General features: G+C 39.9%; 13 protein-coding genes and 4 pseudogenes. 10 read left to right on the top strand and 7 right to left on the bottom strand.

What is annotated here, in order from left to right; translation table 11 throughout:
- From WN50_RS37995 to WN50_RS29555, 5 genes are all read right to left on the bottom strand, one after another.
- Positions 1 to 482 (bottom strand): glycosyltransferase family 2 protein (locus tag WN50_RS37995; RefSeq protein WP_425354856.1); only part of this gene is annotated, 482 nt, incomplete at its 3' end.
- Between the two features lie 542 nt (positions 483 to 1,024).
- Positions 1,025 to 1,484 (bottom strand): glycosyltransferase family 2 protein (locus tag WN50_RS36735; protein ID WP_281062916.1); only part of this gene is annotated, 460 nt, incomplete at its 3' end.
- Between the two features lie 44 nt (positions 1,485 to 1,528).
- Positions 1,529 to 2,549: glycosyltransferase family 2 protein (locus WN50_RS36730; protein ID WP_235441182.1), on the bottom strand; the 1,021-nt coding region annotated here is incomplete at its 3' end.
- A gap of 220 nt (positions 2,550 to 2,769) precedes the next feature.
- Positions 2,770 to 3,256: class I SAM-dependent methyltransferase (locus tag WN50_RS37990; RefSeq protein ID WP_425354855.1), on the bottom strand; the 487-nt coding region annotated here is incomplete at its 3' end.
- Between the two features lie 172 nt (positions 3,257 to 3,428).
- Positions 3,429 to 4,238, bottom strand: coding sequence for a CmcI family methyltransferase (locus tag WN50_RS29555; protein WP_200906311.1), 810 nt, complete (start codon positions 4,236 to 4,238; stop codon positions 3,429 to 3,431).
- Positions 4,239 to 4,547: 309 nt separating this feature from the next.
- Here WN50_RS29555 and ftsH3 point away from each other — a divergent pair.
- The 7 genes and pseudogenes from ftsH3 to WN50_RS29525 all read left to right on the top strand — a co-directional run.
- Positions 4,548 to 6,281 (top strand): annotated as a pseudogene (ftsH3, locus tag WN50_RS29550) (ATP-dependent zinc metalloprotease FtsH3); the annotation flags it as partial.
- Position 6,282: 1 nt separating this feature from the next.
- A pseudogene (locus tag WN50_RS34470) lies at positions 6,283 to 6,534 on the top strand (cell division protein FtsH); the annotation flags it as partial.
- A 130-nt stretch (positions 6,535 to 6,664) separates the two neighbouring features.
- The gene (locus WN50_RS29545; RefSeq protein ID WP_072075664.1) at positions 6,665 to 7,135 is read left to right on the top strand and encodes an Lrp/AsnC family transcriptional regulator; all 471 of its coding nucleotides are present in this window, start codon (positions 6,665 to 6,667) and stop codon (positions 7,133 to 7,135) included.
- 4 nt (positions 7,136 to 7,139) lie between these two features.
- On the top strand, positions 7,140 to 7,751 hold the full coding sequence (locus WN50_RS29540; protein ID WP_046279529.1) for a LysE family translocator: 612 nt from the start codon (positions 7,140 to 7,142) through the stop codon (positions 7,749 to 7,751).
- An 18-nt stretch (positions 7,752 to 7,769) separates the two neighbouring features.
- Positions 7,770 to 8,132 (top strand): hypothetical protein, encoded by a 363-nt coding sequence (locus WN50_RS29535; RefSeq protein WP_425354854.1) that lies wholly within the window; start codon positions 7,770 to 7,772, stop codon positions 8,130 to 8,132.
- Positions 8,133 to 8,146: 14 nt separating this feature from the next.
- On the top strand, positions 8,147 to 8,905 hold a 759-nt coding region (locus WN50_RS29530; RefSeq protein ID WP_049561715.1), incomplete at its 5' end, for an alpha/beta fold hydrolase.
- A gap of 103 nt (positions 8,906 to 9,008) precedes the next feature.
- The gene (locus WN50_RS29525) at positions 9,009 to 9,782 is read left to right on the top strand and encodes a response regulator (RefSeq protein WP_323316191.1); all 774 of its coding nucleotides are present in this window, start codon (positions 9,009 to 9,011) and stop codon (positions 9,780 to 9,782) included.
- Here the strand turns inward: WN50_RS29525 and ccmS are convergent.
- Positions 9,779 to 10,210 (bottom strand): beta-carboxysome assembly chaperone CcmS, encoded by a 432-nt coding sequence (gene ccmS / locus WN50_RS29520; RefSeq protein ID WP_046279527.1) that lies wholly within the window; start codon positions 10,208 to 10,210, stop codon positions 9,779 to 9,781. The two genes, WN50_RS29525 and ccmS, sit on opposite strands and share 4 nt — an antisense overlap.
- Before the next feature lie 400 nt (positions 10,211 to 10,610).
- On the opposite strand from ccmS, the pseudogene WN50_RS29515 reads away from it, so the two are divergent.
- Positions 10,611 to 12,394: pseudogene (locus WN50_RS29515) on the top strand (calcium-binding protein); the annotation flags it as partial.
- Between the two features lie 210 nt (positions 12,395 to 12,604).
- The gene (locus WN50_RS29510; protein WP_342586794.1) at positions 12,605 to 13,642 is read left to right on the top strand and encodes an SBBP repeat-containing protein; all 1,038 of its coding nucleotides are present in this window, start codon (positions 12,605 to 12,607) and stop codon (positions 13,640 to 13,642) included.
- A gap of 135 nt (positions 13,643 to 13,777) precedes the next feature.
- Here the strand turns inward: WN50_RS29510 and WN50_RS29505 are convergent, their stop codons facing one another.
- Positions 13,778 to 15,250, bottom strand: coding sequence for an aldehyde dehydrogenase family protein (locus WN50_RS29505; RefSeq protein ID WP_046278332.1), 1,473 nt, complete (start codon positions 15,248 to 15,250; stop codon positions 13,778 to 13,780).
- Between the two features lie 246 nt (positions 15,251 to 15,496).
- Between WN50_RS29505 and WN50_RS29500 the strand changes: the two are divergent.
- Positions 15,497 to 15,717: pseudogene (locus tag WN50_RS29500) on the top strand (glutamate-5-semialdehyde dehydrogenase); the annotation flags it as partial.

Below are 15,717 nucleotides of genomic sequence, written 5' to 3'. Positions count from 1 at the left end.
TCTTTTCCCTCTTGTATTGATTTTAGATTCAGCCAATGTTTATCAATATCTTGAGCGTAAACACTAATTTCTTGGCAATATTGATTAGATTGTGCTTCTGGAGAAACCAATATTTCACGACGAGAAAAGACTAATCCTATTTTTTCATCTTGTTCGGCTAAATTTACTAAGTCTTCAATACAGCTATTTTCTAAAATATCATCTTGAAATATAAATTTTATATATTTTCCTTGAGTCTGAGAAATCGAGTAATTCCAATTAACAGCTAATCCATACTGACAATGACTGAAAATTTGAAAGTTACCCGAGAATTTAGATTGAAAAGATTGAGCAATAGCTATAGTTTTGTCGGTTGAACCATCATCAGATATAATAATTTCTAAATGAGGATAGGTTTGAGATAAAACACTCTCTAAACACTCGGCTAAATATTTCTCACCATTATAAGTCGGGATGCAAACACTGACTAAAGGATAACTCACGGTTCTCTGATGCTGGTGAACAGCAGGAACTTCTACGGATTTAGCGGTAAATTTTTGAATAAAATGAGGATGACAACAGGGATCAGAATTAAATATTTTACCCCATCGTTCTTGGATTAATTGTTGAGCAGAATCCTGAATTTTGCTACGTTGATAGGGGGTTAATTCGACATTCCAACTTTTCAACTCTTGATGATAGAGTCGAACATGAGGAAGATAAATATTTCGATAACCTTGATGGATGAGTTTTAGACAAAAATCAACATCATTGTAGATCAAGGGTAATGCTTCATCAAATCCGCCAACTTCTTCAAATACAGTGCGACGACAGGCTAAACAAGCGCCACTCACCGCAGAAACATTATTAATTAAGCTGATTTGTAAGAACGTATCATAATCATTTATTTTAGTAATTCCCTGATAAAAAGAACTCGATATTTGATTTTTACTTAAAACAAATCCGGCGTTTTGCAGGGATTTATCAGGATATAGAAGCAATCCACTGACAGCACCAATTGAAGAACGTTTAGCTTGCTCAACCNGTAAGAACGTATCATAATCATTTATTTTAGTAATTCCCTGATAAAAAGAACTCGATATTTGATTTTTACTTAAAACAAATCCGGCGTTTTGCAGGGATTTATCAGGATATAGAAGCAATCCACTGACAGCACCAATTGAAGAACGTTTAGCTTGCTCAACCAACGCCTCAATCCAATCAGATGTCAGAATTTTAGTATCATTATTCAAAAAGATGAAATATTCTCCGTTGGCTTGACTCACGCCATAGTTATTCAACTGAGAATAATTAAAGGGAATGTCTAAACGATAGGTTTTAAATTGAGCCGATTTTTGCTGTTTCCAAAAGTTTAAAATGTTTTTGGTTTCGGCTTCAACACTCCCATTGTCAATCACAATAACTTCATAGTTGGGATAGCTTGTATTCTGAAAAATAGAAGTTAAACACTGATGCAAAATACTGCCATAATCTCGCGTCGGAATAATAATGCTAACAAGTTTAGATCGATCAATTTCATAGCGAATANGAGAATAATTAAAGGGAATGTCTAAACGATAGGTTTTAAATTGAGCCGATTTTTGCTGTTTCCAAAAGTTTAAAATGTTTTTGGTTTCGGCTTCAACACTCCCATTGTCAATCACAATAACTTCATAGTTGGGATAGCTTGTATTCTGAAAAATAGAAGTTAAACACTGATGCAAAATACTGCCATAATCTCGCGTCGGAATAATAATGCTAACAAGTTTAGATCGATCAATTTCATAGCGAATACTGTAATACCCCGGAGAATCTTTTAAAGGAATAACCTGTCCGCCTTCATTCCGTCTTTGCATAGCTTCAGTTAACGCTTTGGTTGCGGCTTCATAAGCGTAGGGTTTAGCCGTTTGTGACATGGAAGCTGAAGCCGAGTGCATTCTCCAGTGATAAAGAATTTTAGGAATATGAAAGATTTTATTTGTTTTTTCGGTGAGTCTCAAGACTAAATCATAATCTTGACTTCCTTCAAATCCTTGTCTAAATCCTGCAATTTCATTCACTAATGATCGACGATAAACCCCTAAATGACAGGTGTACATTCGGGAAAGAAATGAATCGGGACACCAATCCGGTTTATAAGCGGCTTCTCTAAATTGATTGTTATTATCTATTTTATCTTCATCGGAATAGATCATATCCGCTTCGGGATGCTGATTGAGTAGCCGCACAACCTCTTCTAACGCATCAGAAGTGAGTAAATCATCGTGATCCAGCAACGCAATAAATTCACCCGTTGCTATTTCTAACGCCGAATTTGAACAAGCAGAAATGTGACCATTTTCCGTTCTGAATATCGGTTTAATGCGAGTATCTTGTTGAGCGTATTCTTCTAAAACCCTTCGCACATAAGGGAAAGTTGAAGCATCATCAGCAATACACAATTCCCAATGAGAATAGGTTTGATCGAGAACGGATTGTATAGCCGCTCTTAAATAGGGTTCGGGTGGATTGAAAACGGGAACAATAATACTAATTAGAGGTTGATGATTCAATTCAGCTTGAGAACGCATATTTTTTTCCTAGATCAGATTTTTAACTTTAAAATTAAATTCGGGAACTTTATAAGCCAGCCAAAACCCATTTCCAACTTTACTATCTGGATCTTCAACGCCAATTAACGTCCAATTAATTGGGGGTAAACCTGCAACTCCTGATTTTAACTTTTCAAGAAATCCTCTTAAGGTTGTCGAGGTAAATTTCCAATAGTGATCGGAATAACAACTTCCGGGNAGATCAGATTTTTAACTTTAAAATTAAATTCGGGAACTTTATAAGCCAGCCAAAACCCATTTCCAACTTTACTATCTGGATCTTCAACGCCAATTAACGTCCAATTAATTGGGGGTAAACCTGCAACTCCTGATTTTAACTTTTCAAGAAATCCTCTTAAGGTTGTCGAGGTAAATTTCCAATAGTGATCGGAATAACAACTTCCGGGAGGTGCGGTGTCAATCGTCCAGTTTTCGTGATAAGCTTGAATCAGTTTATCATAAGTTGATAACGGTCTATTATCACCCAATAAAGCATCCGGTTGGGGAACAATCATCACAATATATCCTCCCGATTTAAGGACTCTTTGCCATTCTAAAAAAGCTTGGACTGGGTTAGGAATATGTTCAAAAACATGACTGGATAATACAAAATCTTGGCTGTGTTTTTCGACAGGAATATCAGTCGCATCTCCATAAAGATCGATTGGAGTAGGAGTTTCACCCATTTCAACCTGACTTTCTCGATAAACCTTTTCATCAAATTTAGGTGCAACATTAATCGCATTAACACCAAAAGGGTTATGAGCCGCAGCGCCAAGTTCTACTCCTGATAATCCTTCTAATAACTTTAAGGTAGGTTGATGGAATCTAAATTTCATAACTTAATTTTAATGCCAATTAATATCGAATTAAAAATCCTTTGGGTGCCCAGGTAAAACCAAATTTCTGCTCTCGTTGTTCATCCAGTTTATAATCATCAGGATATTGGGAAAAATAGGCTTCTATCGCTTCATAAGGCCCTTCTCCCCATTCTGGTAAAACTGGATGACCGTTAATATTCCCATCTTCGACAATTAAATAATCTCCTGATGTTAAAAGAGGACGTAACAAGAGCATTTCTTCTAAGACATGATCTTTGCTGTGGTCACTATCCAAAATGGCAAAAACTCGCCCCGAAAATTCTTGTCGCAACATCGAAATTCTTTGAGCAACGACAGGATGAGTTGAGGATGAAAGCATCAGTTCAATGCGAGGATGTTGCTTAACTTGATCATCGAGACAACTCTGATCATTGTCAACGGAGAAAACTTTAGAAGTTTGAGGAATTTGATCGAGGAGATGAGCAAAAAATAAGGTGGCTCCTCCGTAACGAGTTCCAAACTCAATAATTAAACTCGGTTTTAAGTCAAAAATAATTTCTTGATAGTTCCACATATCACAAGGAGACTTGAGCGCACTGACTCCTGCCCAAGTTGTAGTTGTCCAAACATGACTATTGTAGTACCATAAGTGATAAGCCTCACCCGAATAATTGTTGACCTGTTTCGGCTTCAAATTCTGATGATGAATTTTGCCTAACAGTTTCATGGCAATCTCACAATTGGGAACATTTTCCAAAATTTGATGGCAAACTAACTCGGCTTTAAAATAGTCTCCCGATTGAAAATAACTAACAGCCGATTTAATTGAAAATTCAAGTTCAAACATATAACTTTAACACAATCGCTTTTCTTTATAAATAGAAATTAAAGTCAGCTTTTTTTGCGATTGAAGCTCAGATCAAGAATCACAAACGGCGATTTTAACTTGAACCCCTTCTCAGAGGTTGACAAAAAAATAAATTTATTGTAGTCAAACAACTCCCTGTGTCTGATTAGAGCATCACCTATTTTAAGATGTTAAGGCTTCTTGTCCTGATCCCCAGGATTGGTGAAAAATACGTTAAGATTGGTAAACATAATAAAAAAGATACCAGAGTCCACAGGACTCTGAGCAACATTAGGAGGATAGACCCCGGTGAACAAACGCTGGAGAAACGCAGGCTTATACGCACTTTTAGCAATCGTTGTCATCGCCCTGGCAACCGCCTTCTTTGATAAACAACCTCAAACACGGGAAACTTGGAAATATAGTACCTTCATTCAGGAAGTCGAAAATAAGCAAGTTGAGCGGGTTAGCCTGAGTGCTGATCGCTCTAAAGCCCTGGTTACGGCGGAAGATGGTTCCAAAGTCATGGTTAACCTTCCTCCCGATCCCGGCTTGATCGATATTCTGAGTCAGAATAACGTTGACATTTCCGTGATGCCTCAAAGTGATGAGGGTTTCTGGTTCAAAGCTCTCAGCAGCTTATTCTTCCCTATTTTACTGTTAGTTGGCTTATTTTTTCTGTTGCGTCGCGCCCAAAGCGGCCCCGGAAGCCAAGCCATGAACTTTGGCAAGTCTAAAGCGCGAGTTCAAATGGAACCCCAAACTCAAGTCACCTTTGGGGATGTGGCCGGAATTGAACAAGCCAAACTCGAACTCAGCGAAGTGGTAGACTTCCTGAAAAACGCCGATCGCTTTACCGCCGTTGGTGCGAAAATTCCCAAAGGCGTGCTGTTAGTCGGCCCTCCTGGAACCGGTAAAACCCTCCTCGCCAAAGCCGTCGCGGGTGAAGCAGGTGTTCCTTTCTTCAGTATCTCCGGTTCAGAATTTGTAGAAATGTTCGTCGGTGTGGGTGCGTCCCGCGTCCGCGACCTGTTTGAACAAGCCAAAGCCAACGCTCCCTGTATTGTATTCATCGATGAAATTGACGCCGTTGGTCGTCAACGGGGTGCGGGTTTAGGTGGTGGTAACGATGAACGGGAACAAACCCTCAACCAGTTACTCACCGAAATGGATGGTTTTGAAGGCAATACCGGAATTATCATTATTGCCGCCACCAACCGTCCTGATGTCTTGGATGCAGCGTTAATGCGTCCGGGTCGTTTTGACCGTCAGGTTGTTGTTGATCGTCCTGACTACGCGGGTCGTCTGGAAATTCTGCGGGTTCATGCACGCGGCAAAACCCTCGCTAAAGACGTAGATCTCGAAAAAATTGCCCGTCGGACTCCTGGGTTTACCGGGGCTGACCTGTCGAACTTACTCAACGAAGCGGCTATTTTGGCGGCCCGTCGCAACTTAACCGAAATTTCAATGGATGAGGTGAACGACGCCATTGACCGCGTACTCGCAGGCCCCGAGAAGAAAGATCGGGTAATGAGCGAAAAACGCAAAACTTTAGTCGCCTTCCACGAAGCGGGTCATGCGTTAGTCGGTGCGTTGATGCCAGACTACGACCCTGTACAAAAAATCAGCATTATTCCTCGTGGTCGTGCGGGTGGGTTAACCTGGTTTATGCCCAGTGAAGATCGGATGGACTCTGGGTTGTTCAGTCGTTCTTATTTGCAAAATCAGATGGCCGTTGCTTTAGGCGGACGTCTGGCGGAAGAAATTGTTTTCGGCGAAGAAGAAGTCACCACTGGCGCTTCTAACGACTTGCAACAGGTGACTCGTGTGGCGCGTCAAATGATTACCCGTTATGGGATGAGTAACCGTTTGGGGCCTGTAGCTTTGGGTCGTCAACAGGGGAATGTGTTCCTCGGTCGTGATATCATGTCTGAGCGGGATTTCTCCGAAGAAACAGCCGCAACCATTGATGATGAAGTTCGTAAGTTAGTTGATGAAGCTTACGTTCGTGCTAAAAATGTGTTGATGGAAAATCGCCACGTTNCAGGGGAATGTGTTCCTCGGTCGTGATATCATGTCTGAGCGGGATTTCTCCGAAGAAACAGCCGCAACCATTGATGATGAAGTTCGTAAGTTAGTTGATGAAGCTTACGTTCGTGCTAAAAATGTGTTGATGGAAAATCGCCACGTTCTGGATAAATTGGCAGAAATGTTGATCGAGAAAGAGACGGTTGACTCGGAGGAGCTGCAAGAACTCTTAGGAAATAATGATGTTCGAGTCGCTGCGATCGCCTAGTTGATCGTTCTCATCTGAGAAACTTAATCTTAATCAGGCTACTCTAGGAGATTCTAGGGTAGCTTTGATTTTTTCTCAATGTTTTATATGGTATATTAAATATATACTTACGAAAAAAAGGTAAAATGCTGTGGATGCAATAGATAATAAGGTGATTCAGCATCTTATGGTTCAGGGTCGCATCACCTGGTCTGAACTGGCCACCCTCTTGGGGCTGTCTGCACCTGCAACCGCCGAACGAGTTAGGCGCCTAGAGGAACGAGGTATCATTCAAGGGTACAACGCCCGTATTAACCCTGAAGCTGTCGGTTGTGAACTCATGGCTTTTATTGCTGTTACTCTACAACAACCGCAATATCGCGACGCTTTTTTGCAACGAATTCAGGAAATATCCGAAGTGATGGAATGTCATCACGTCACCGGGGATGATGACTATTTAATGAAGGTTCGCTGTCAGAATACTCGTCATTTAGAACGAATTGTCAGTGAACAAATTAAAGGTATTTCGGGCATTTTAAGAACTCGCACAACGGTTGTTTTATCGACATCAAAAGAGACTTCAGCAATTCCGCTACCTCCCTTTGAACGTGAAGTTGAGTAGGTTTATGGAAATTAGTTTTTTCTTAAAAGGTTTGTTGGTGGGTTTCTCTATTGCAGCCCCAGTCGGGCCGATTGGTGTTTTATGTATTCGTCGTTCTTTAACCTATGGAAAAAAAACGGGGTTTATCTCCGGTTTAGGGGCGGCGACGGCGGATGCAATGTATGGCTGTATTGCGGGATTTGGGTTGAGTTTAGTTTCTAATTTTTTAGTCAGTCAACAGGTTTTATTCAAGATTTTTGGCGGATTATTTCTCTGTTATTTAGGCTTGAAAACCTTTTTAGAAAAACCCGCAACGGAAGCCGCAACATCCAATCAAATTGCTGGGGCTTTTGCTTCAACTTTTTTCTTGACGATTACCAACCCTATGACAATTTTATCTTTTTTAGCTATCTTTGCGGGATTGGGACTCGCCACTGCAAATCATTATCTAGATGCTGTTATTTTAGTCTTAGGTGTATTTATCGGATCAGCGTCTTGGTGGTTGTTGTTGGCGAGTGGGGTGAGTTTATTTAGAGAAAAATTTAGCGATCGCACCCTGAAAGCGGTTAACCAAATTTCTGGTGTAATTATCTTAGGATTTGGTATGATAGCTCTAGTCACAGGCATCAAAGGTTAACTCTTTTTAGACTCTATCATGTTTCCTAGTTTTCTTCCAGCCCAAGTCCAAAAACTGACTGAATTAACTTCAATTACCCTCGCCCAACAAATCGAATCTCACCCCATTTCTACGCCCTTGAGAAAAGAACCTATTCTCACCCGTTATGTTCATCAAGGGAGTCAAGGAACGCCTATTTTACTGTTGCATGGTTTCGATAGTTCGGTACTAGAGTTTAGACGATTATTGCCGCGATTAGCAGCTCAAAATGAGACTTGGGCGGTTGATTTATTAGGATTTGGATTTACTGAACGAGATGTTAATATCATCATCAATCCTCAAGCAATCTCGACTCATTTATACTATTTTTGGAAGAAAACTAGGAAACATGATAGAGTCTAAAAAGAGTTAACCTNTATGTTCATCAAGGGAGTCAAGGAACGCCTATTTTACTGTTGCATGGTTTCGATAGTTCGGTACTAGAGTTTAGACGATTATTGCCGCGATTAGCAGCTCAAAATGAGACTTGGGCGGTTGATTTATTAGGATTTGGATTTACTGAACGAGATGTTAATATCATCATCAATCCTCAAGCAATCTCGACTCATTTATACTATTTTTGGAAGACTTTAATTAATCAGCCTGTGATGTTAGTTGGCACTTCAATGGGCGGTGCAGCAGCCCTAGATTTTACCCTAACTTATCCCGAAGCGGTTCAATCTTTAGTTTTAATTGGAAGTGCCGGAATGAGTTCTGGGCCGATTTTAGGAAAGTTTTTGTTTCCTCCCTTTGACAATCTGGCGACTGAATTTTTACGCAATCCTAAAGTCAGACAGGGAATTAGTGAAACGGCTTATTTTGATAAAACCTTTGCTTCTCCCGATGCCCAAGTTTGTGCAGCCTTACATTTAGAAATGCCTGTTTGGAATCGTTCTTTAATTAGCTTTACTAAAAGTGGCGGATATGGGGCTTTTGGTAAAAAGTTAAGTGAAATTCAGCAGCAAACATTAATTTTATGGGGGGAAAATGATCGAATTTTAGGGACAGCAGATGCCCAAAAATTCCAAAAAGCGATCGCTAATTCTCAATTAATCTGGATTAAAAACTGTGGTCATGTCCCCCATCTAGAACAGCCCCAAATCACTGCACAGCATATTTTAAACTTTCTATCATAAAATTTGGTTGCAGTCATTGATCAAAATTTTATGTAAAATTTTTAGGAAGGGCGACAACAATAGGAGTCAAACTGGGTAAACTCATAACAAGAGTTGATGATTTGTGCCTAATCGTGATCCTGCCCTTGAACCCATGAACACTGTTTTAATTGTCGAAGATTCTCACAGTCAGCGAGAATGTATTTCCTATCAGTTAGCTTGGAATGGAATGAATGTCATTCAAGCTTGTGATGGGATTGATGCTTTGAATAAACTGCAAGGGACTTGTCCTGATTTGGTTTTGTTGGATGTTGTCATGCCTCGAATTGATGGCTATCGCCTTTGTCGTTTAATTAAAGCCAACCCCAAAACACAGAATATACCCGTTGTTTTTATCACCGGAAAAGAACAACAACTGGCAATTTATGAAGGTATCAAACACGCCGAAGCTTATGTGAGTAAGCCTTGGCAAAGTCGTGAACTTTTACAAACCATTAAACGAGTCTTACTCGAGGCTAAAGGTTCTACAACCACCTTCTCGGCTGATGCTTGGTTTAGATATGGTATTTTAACGCTAAAACTCATTAAATTCTACGAAAATCGAACTTCTGCTTGGCAAAAATCAGGTGATCAAATTCTCAAGTTATACAAAACGGCTTTAAATGCCTTTCAGCAAAGCTTAGAAATTAACCCCGATCATTTATTAGCAAGTCGAACCCTGAAGATTACCCAAAATAAATGGGAAAATTTACAGCAACAACTTGATCAAACCCGACCTTGCCAAGTTTGTTTATATTATCATGGTCAGGACGGAATTAACTGTGCTGTTCATCCAAATGGGCCGATTGATTTGTTCTGTTTGGACTGGGAGATAAACGAAATCATTATTGAAAACTAAACTTGAATCTGTGCAAGCATTTTGGCTTCTAGTTTTTCTAATAAACTCGCAATATTTTGACCTGATTTTTCAAAACATTCGGGCGGATTTAATTCCGGTTCAAAATAGATCAGTTTAACGCCATTATTTGCAAAACCAATCATTAAAACCTCTTGTTCAGGTTGGTAGCCATCGATTAATCCTAAGATTTCTTGCAGCTTATGATTCACGCTGTTATTCAATTTTTCAAGAGCTTCTCGTGAACAGGAAATAAAATGAGGGGTTGGTATGATATCAATTCCTAGTGTATTTTCATGTTCAGTTTGTTCTTGATAAAATCCCCAAGCTAACGCTGCTAATTCTTGCTGATTATTGTCAACAAATCGATCTAACTGATATTGCCAACTTTTTTCGTCTGGTTCCGGTTGAGTGCTACCCAAAATCGTCATTTTTATCCTATTATCATTCTGCTAAATCTATTTTAAAACAAAGGTGATCAGATTGAAAGCACTTTCACTCTAAAATTAAGTGTAGTTTTCTTCAGAAACCGGATTTTTCCCCCTCCCCCACTTCTAGAAGAAAGTGGAGATCAAAACCGCTCATAAATCCTCAAAGTTTATCGGAGGAAAATAATTTTTGCTCTTAGTATTTTAAATCACATCGCCTTCTCGTTAATTTTACTGAAAATCTCAATCTTAAATGATCTCTTATTCTATTTGTATCCGTATAAACCTCTTATTTAAGTTCAAGTTTATTTTTATTTTTCAACTTTAAAATATCCGGATCTATCTCGTCATTCTCGAAAAAGAAGTTAGAACAAATTATCCTTATTTTAGGAGACGAATCTATATGATTCTCAGTAATGATCATCTAGATGCTGTAGTTATAAACAGCCTTGATACTTCTTTTGCTAATGATTTACAAACATTTAATACAGTTACTATTCCCTCCTCTAATGAATCTGACTTAATTTTGAGTATAAACTCTTTAGTTCCCAGTCAAGGATCAGATAGCATTCTAGGAACAGAAGCAAACGATATAATATTTAGTTTAGCAGGAGATGATACCGTTTTTGGTTTAGGTGGGGATGATATTTTAGGCGGAAATGAAGGGAATGACTTTTTGGTTGGAAATCTAGGAAATGATACTCTTTATGCCGGAAAAGGGGATGATACTTTAACCGGAGGTCAAAATAATGATATCCTATTTGGTGATATTGGTAATGATATCTTATTTGGCGATCGCGATTCAGATGAGGTACTCGGAAACAATGGTAATGATATTCTTTATGGCGGAAAAGAAAGCGATCTCGTTGCTGGAGGAGCGGGAAACGATTTGCTTTTTGGTGACTTAGGAAATGATACTCTACTTGGCGATCGCGGATCGGATACAATTACAGGTGGAGAAGGAAACGATACATTTTATATGGGTGAAGTAACTGGAGGATTTAGTATTACTGAAGCCGATATGATCAATGACTTTAACTCAGAACAAGATTCGATTCGGTTACTAAATCTCCTCAGCTTTGATGATTTGAATATCTATCAAGGTACCGATGAATTTTCCAGTGATACTATCATTCAAAATAAAAATACAAATGAATTCTTGGCAATTCTCAAAAATGTTAATAGTAACACCTTGAATTCTGATGATTTTATATCACCAGATTCAGATAATCAACCGACACCAACACCCTCACCCATTCCCGAACCTGTTCCTGAACCTACTCCCGAACCTACTCCCTCACCCATTCCTGAACCGACGCCAACACCCGAACCTACTCCTCAACCGACGCCAACACCTACTCCTATTGCGGGAACATTAGGTTTTTCTCTGGCTAACATTGATGTAAATGAGGATGCAACAATTGCCACAATTACTGTTAATAGAACAGGTGGAACCGATGGAATTATTACCGTTGATTATGCTACCGAAAATAACACAGCTTCGGCGGGAACTGACTACACGGCTACATCAGGAACGCTAACTTTTGCTGATACTGAAATGAGTCAATCTTTCACCGTTCCAATTCTTGATGATACCTTAGTTGAAGGCAATGAATTGTTTAATTTAACGTTAACCAATGTGACAGGGGGCGCGAGTTTAGGAACAGCGATTTCTACGGTTAATATTGTTGATAATGATGTGTTGATGGCAGGAACAATTAACTTTAGTTCTCCTATATTTAGTGTTAACGAAAACGGCACACCAATAACAGCAATTACCGTTACCCGAACCGAAGGAAGTCAAGGCGCTGTTAGTGTTAATCTCACACAAACAAACGGAACCGCAACTTCTCCAGCAGATTATACCAATGCACCAATAACTGTTAACTTTGTAGATGGGGATAGTACAGCAAAAACCGTGATAGTTCCCATTATCAATGATACCACATTTGAACCCACTGAAACTCTAAATTTGGTATTAGAAACACCAACAGGCGGTGCAAGTTTGGGAACTCAAAATACAGCCACCTTGCAAATTGTTGATAATGATCCAAGCAATAATCTTCAACTCAGTAGTGCAACTTACTTAGGAACTGCTAATAATGATGTAGCCAGTGCAGTTGAAATTTCTCCAACTGATCAAGCGATTATTATTGCCGGAAATTTCAATGGTGCAGGTGAAATTCGNATAATGATCCAAGCAATAATCTTCAACTCAGTAGTGCAACTTACTTAGGAACTGCTAATAATGATGTAGCCAGTGCAGTTGAAATTTCTCCAACTGATCAAGCGATTATTATTGCCGGAAATTTCAATGGTGCAGGTGAAATTCGTCGCCTAACAGATGGGAATACAGCACCCCTTTCAACAACAGCTTTAGGCGGTGTCGTTAACGATATGGATGTTGATCGAGATAGCGGTGAAATTGTCGCCGTTGGTAGTTTTGGGATGAAAGTTTATAATCAAAATGCCGGAACTATTTTATGGTCACAAGCGGGAACATTTGACCGAGTTGCAGTTGCAAATGATGGCACAATTGCCACACTAACAAATAGCAATGATACCGTTACATTGTGGAGTTCAACCGGAACCCAATTAGCCACAACAACCTTAACCGGAACCGATATTCGTCCGGCTGATATTGCAATTAATCCCACAACAAAACAAGTCTATTTAACCGGATTTAATCAAGTCAGTGCCGATTTACAAACACCATTTATTCGCGCATTTGATACCAATTTAACCCAAATTTGGAACACTTGGGATTATAGTGCAGCCCAAGTTACCGGACAGAATTTAGGGGCAGATACACGCGGAGAACGCATTACTTTTGGACAAGATGGCGGACTCTATTTCTTGGGTAAAACCGACGGCGGAAATAACGTTTATCAACGGGATGGTGAAGATATTAGCCAAGCATTAGCCACTAAAGTTGATGTCGATAAATACAACAATTTTTCCGGCGCAGGCGCAGGTTCATTCACCTTCCATGCTAAAATTAATCCAACAAATGGAAGTATCGAACGAGGTCAATTTATCTTAACCAATACCGGAACAAAACCGAATAGTTTCACCCCCAATTCTATCACCGCAGATGAAGTTGGAAATGTCTATATTGGCGGTTCATCTGCATTCCAAATTCAAAACCGTAACCTCCAACAAATTAACGATCAACCTGTTGGAAATTATACCCAGGGTGAAATTGCAGTGTTAGGATTAACGCCTGATTATACCGTCCGAAAATTCTGGACTCCGTTAACTCAAACAGGTGATACCGATGGTTCATCAGGAAGTATTAATGGCTTTGCTGTTGGCAATGGTACAGCAGCGATTTTTGCAACGATTACTAAACCCGCAGTTGCGACTACTCCCGGTGCAATTAATCCCAATCCTTTAGGCGGAAATGATACTTATTTAGCCCTCTGGAATGTCTAGATAAAAAGTAGGGTGCATCAAATTCTCAATGTTTTTTCAATCATCACCAAATCCAACTATTCTTAATTTCTGTGGGGATTAAAAACCCGGTTTCTATGAGAAACCGGGTTTTTGGGATTTAGTTTCTGATACGACTTACAATCGAATATTTACCGTCTTAATTTCTGTGTATTGCTGCAACCCATACTCACCCAATTCACGGCCAATTCCTGACTGTTTAAAGCCCCCAAAAGGCGCCGCCGCATCAAACGCATGGTAAGTATTAATCCAAACGGTTCCTGCCCGAACACTGTGGGCAACTTTATGGGCTTTTGTGATATCTTTCGTCCAAATTCCTGCTGCTAAACCATACATTGTATCATTTGCCCGTTGAATGACTTCCTCAACATCTTTAAATTTTATCACACTCATTACCGGGCCGAAAATTTCTTCACGGGCGATTTTCATGTGATCTTGAACATCAGCAAAAACCGTCGGTTCAATAAAATAACCGCGATCGCCGACACGCTTTCCACCACATAAAACTTGGGCGCCTTCATGTATTCCCGACTCAATATAACTCATCACTCTTTCAAACTGAACATCATCAACTTGTGGCCCTTGTTGAGTTTGTTCATCAAAGGGATCACCAACTCGGCGTTGTTGGGCTTTTTCTGCACATTTCTGCACAAATTCATCATAACAACTTTCTTCCACAAATACCCGTGAACCTGCGTTACAACATTGCCCTTGATTGAAAAATAAACCCAAATGAACTCCTGCAATAGCAGCATCAAAATCGGCATCCGCAAACACAATATTCGGACTCTTTCCACCCAATTCTAAAGTGACTCGTTTCAGGTTACTTTTAGCAGCCGCTTCCATAATTAAATGTCCGACTTCTGTTGAACCTGTGAACGCAACTTTATCAATATCCATGTGATGAGAAATCGCAGCACCCGCAGTAGGCCCGTAGCCGGATAGAATATTTACAACTCCGGGCGGGAAGCCTGCTTCTAATATTAATTCCCCAATTCGTAAGGCAGAAAGTGGCGTTTGTTCCGCCGTTTTTAGAATCACAGTATTTCCCGCAGCCAACGCAGGGCCGAGTTTCCAGGCTTGCATGACGAGAGGGAAATTCCAGGGAATAATTTGACCCACAACCCCCACAGGTTCATGGCGAGTGTAGCATAAATGAGGGCCGTCAACGGGAATCGTTTTGCCTTGAATTTTATCCGCCCAACCTGCATAATATCGATAACAAGCGATCGCAAACGGTAAATCAAGTTTCATCGACTCGCCGATGGGTTTCCCATTATCAAGGGTTTCTAAAAAGGCAAGTTCTTCTTGATTTTGTTCGATTAAATCCGCTAATTTATAAAGAAGTTCACCCCGTTTTCTTGCCGACATATTCGGCCAATCTCCCGAAGTAAATGCTTTTCGGGCGGCTGTAACGGCTTTTTCCACATCCGCAGCATCCGCTTCAGCGACATCACAAATCACCTCTCCTGTTGCGGGATTAATAGTCTCAAACCGCTTCCCAGAAACGCTTTCTACCCATTCATTATTAATTAACAGTTTCGTCTGGCTGATTTTTACTTTTTCTTGGGGTCGTGCTGTCGTTACCATAACTTGATCCTAAATTGGGTTTAAAATTGAGAGTTAGTTATATTTTGATGATCAGATTGAACAATCAGAGTAAACTTTAGATTTTTTTTAGACTTAGATTGACTCTCCTAAATCTGTTAAAATAATAAGTAATTCTACTGGGTTTGAGTTCAAGTCTTAAATGTATTGTTTGATGAATCAACCGACTCAGTTAAAATTTATAATACCGCAAATTTTCTCACCTAATATTAAGAATCAACAACAAAGATGATGACTTCTCACTCTCTAACCGATCTCGCCCAACAAACCCGCCTAGCCGCCCAAAAATTAGCCGTTGTTTCCACAGAAGCCAAAAACCAAGCTTTAGAAGCGGCCCAAGCCTTAGAAGCGGCTACTGCCGATATTATCGCCGCCAACAAAACCGACTGTCAGCAAGCCGAAATTGATGCCATTCCTAAACCATTATATCATCGGTTGAAGATGGATGA

It is taken from the genome of Limnoraphis robusta CS-951 (assembly GCF_000972705.2).
The sequence above is the reverse complement of the archived record's forward strand: the minus strand, read 5'-3'. Positions and strand labels throughout refer to the sequence as shown.